Here is a 2524-nt window from a genome sequence, read left to right as displayed (position 1 = left end):
GCGAGCTGATCCGGCGACAGGTTCGCCCAGGCGGGTGCCGCGACGGTTTCGCGCCAGGGCGCGCCACAGGTGTTGTCGAGGAGGATGCGGGCGAAGCAGTGGTCGAGCCGCACCGGCCAGTCGGGTCGGGCGGCCTCCGGAAGGCGGCGCTCCACGAGGTCGCGCCAGCGCCCCCGCTCAGCCTCAGGCAATGGCCGCCGGCTCCGCGAAGGGCCAGCGGGCCCGGGCCGGGGCAGTGAGGTCGTCCACGAGGCCGAGGCGCAGGCGCTCGATGCCCGCCCAGGCGATCATCGCGCCGTTGTCGCCGCAGAGGGACAGGGGCGGCGCCACGAAGGCGAGGCCGGCCTCGCCGGCCTGGGTGGTCAGCGCCCGCCGGATCGCGCCGTTGGCCGCGACGCCGCCCGCCGCCACCAGGGCGGTCGGATGCCCGGCCACGGAGGCGAAATCGCGCATCGCCACGCGCAGGCGGTCGACCACGACGTCGACCACCGCCGCCTGGAAGCTGGCGCAGAGGTCGGCGACGTCGGCGGTGGAAAGCGGGGCCAGCTTCTCCGCCTCGATCCGAAGGGCGGTCTTCAGGCCGGACAGGGAGAAATTCGCCTCGCGCCGCCCCAGCATTGGACGCGGCAGGGCAAAGCGCTCGGGATCGCCGGTCTCGGCCATGCGCTCCACCTCGGGGCCGCCCGGATAGCCGAGGCCGAGAAGCTTGGCGACCTTGTCGAAGGCCTCGCCGATGGCGTCGTCGATGGTTGTGCCGAGGCGGACATAATCGCCGACACCCTTCACCGCGACGAGCTGGGTGTGCCCCCCCGAGGCGAGGAGGAGCAGGTAGGGGAACCCGATGCCGTCGGTGAGCCGCGCCGTCAGCGCGTGCGCCTCGAGGTGGTTGACGGCGATGAGGGGCTTGCGCGTCACCAGAGCCAGGGTCTTGGCGGTGACGAGGCCGATGAGCACGCCCCCGATCAGGCCCGGCCCGGCCGCCACCGCGATGCCGTCGACCTGCGCCAGGGTCAGGCCGGCGCCGGAGACCGCCCGCTCGATCAGGCGATCGAGCACCTCGACATGGGCGCGGGCGGCGATCTCGGGAACGACGCCGCCATAGGCCGCGTGCTCGGCGATCTGGCTCAGCACCTCGTTGGACAGGATGCGGCCCCGCCCGTTCTCGCCCGGGGCGACAACGGCGGCGGCGGTCTCGTCGCAGGTGGTTTCGATGCCGAGAACGTTCATGGACGGCGGATCATTCCGGGAGGCGGGAGACGGGCGGTGTCCCCGTCACCCTAGCCGCCCCGGCCCCCTCCCGGCAACGGACGGCTTGCCTCGCGGCGATGAACCAGCATGGTTGGGCGGAGATTGCGAGGGAGCGCGGGACAGCATGCGGATCTGGGTGGCGCGGCCGGAACCGGGAGCCTCGCGCACCGCAAACCGCCTCCGCGACCTCGGCCATCGTCCCCTGGTGGCCCCGGTCCTCGCCGTGGCGGAAACGGGTGAACGCCTGCCGGCGGGGCGCTTCGCGGGGCTGATCCTGACCAGCACGAACGGCGCGGCCGCCTTGAGCCCGGACGAGCGCGCCCGATTCCGCGACATCCCCGCGTTCACCGTCGGCGCCCGCACGGGCGCCGCCGCCCGGGCCGCCGGCCTGAGGGATGTCCGCACCGCCGGGGGGGAAGCGCGCGCGCTCGCCGCCCTCGTCGCGGCCTCCCTGCCGAGAGGGTCCGCCCTGCTCCATGCCGCCGGCGCCGAGCGCAAGGCCGAGCCCGCCGCCACGCTGAGGCAGGCCGGATTCGCCCTCAGCGTGAGCGAACTCTACGCGACGCGCATCGCCCCGCGCCTTCCGGACGCGGTGCTGGACGCCCTCGATTCGCGCGCCCTCGATGCCGCCCTGCACTATTCCCGCCGCAGTGCCGCGGCGGCACACGATCTCGCGGCCACGCACGGCCGCGGCGGAGCCTTCCGAGCCCTGACGCATTACTGCTTGTCGGCGGATGTAGCCGCGCCCCTGGTCGCTGCTGGGGTCGCGGTCCATTTCGTGCCCGAACGACCCGACGAGGAGATGCTCCTCGCCGGATTGGCGGCATCGAAACCGTCAGGAATCTGACAAGGGTCTCGCTCCGGCGGCGCCCCTGGTGCTAGGACGAGCAAAAGAAGCTGCGCCGTCAGCCTCGACCCACCGGGCGCCGGACGCGCCGCACGGGGCGAGGCCGAGCGGCAGGTCGGGAAGGGAGCCTTGAACCGTGAAACCACCCAACAGCGACGCCAACCGTCCGGGAACTCCCACCGGCAGCCAGCCAGGCAAGCCCGGCACACCACCCGTCGCCGCGAGCGGTAAGAGTGATACGCAAGCCTCCGGTGCGAACCAGGACGGCGTGAAGACCGATCCGGTGAAGACGGAAGCCGCCAAGGCCGACCTCCTCAGGCCGGAGGCGACGGCGCCCGGCGCGGTGAAGGCGGAGGCGACCAAGAGCGGTCCGCTCAAGAGCGGACCCGGCCCGATCGAAGGCAGCAAACCCGAGCCGGGCAAGTCCGA

At 73.3% G+C, this 2524-nt stretch carries 2 protein-coding genes and 2 pseudogenes; 2 read left to right on the top strand and 2 right to left on the bottom strand.

Translation table 11 applies throughout. The features are described 5' to 3' along the window. Together K2X24_RS11575 and tsaD are read right to left on the bottom strand one after the other, a co-directional pair. Positions 1–191 (bottom strand): annotated as a pseudogene (locus tag K2X24_RS11575) (N-acetyltransferase); the annotation flags it as partial. Beyond that, complete coding sequence (gene tsaD, locus K2X24_RS11570) at positions 184–1227, bottom strand: tRNA (adenosine(37)-N6)-threonylcarbamoyltransferase complex transferase subunit TsaD (protein ID WP_292498057.1); 1044 nt, start codon at positions 1225–1227, stop codon at positions 184–186. The gene tsaD and the pseudogene K2X24_RS11575, both read right to left, overlap by 8 nt. Positions 1228–1372: 145 nt before the next feature. Here tsaD and K2X24_RS11565 point away from each other — a divergent pair, with 145 nt between their 5' ends. Beyond that, positions 1373–2095, top strand: a complete 723-nt coding sequence (locus tag K2X24_RS11565; RefSeq protein ID WP_292498054.1) for a uroporphyrinogen-III synthase — start codon at positions 1373–1375, stop codon at positions 2093–2095. Positions 2096–2231: 136 nt separating this feature from the next. After that, a pseudogene (locus K2X24_RS11560) lies at positions 2232–2524 on the top strand (hypothetical protein); the annotation flags it as partial.

The organism is Methylobacterium sp., from assembly GCF_019750675.1.
Classification (GTDB): domain Bacteria; phylum Pseudomonadota; class Alphaproteobacteria; order Rhizobiales; family Beijerinckiaceae; genus Methylobacterium.
The sequence above is the reverse complement of the archived record's forward strand: the minus strand, read 5'-3'. Positions and strand labels throughout refer to the sequence as shown.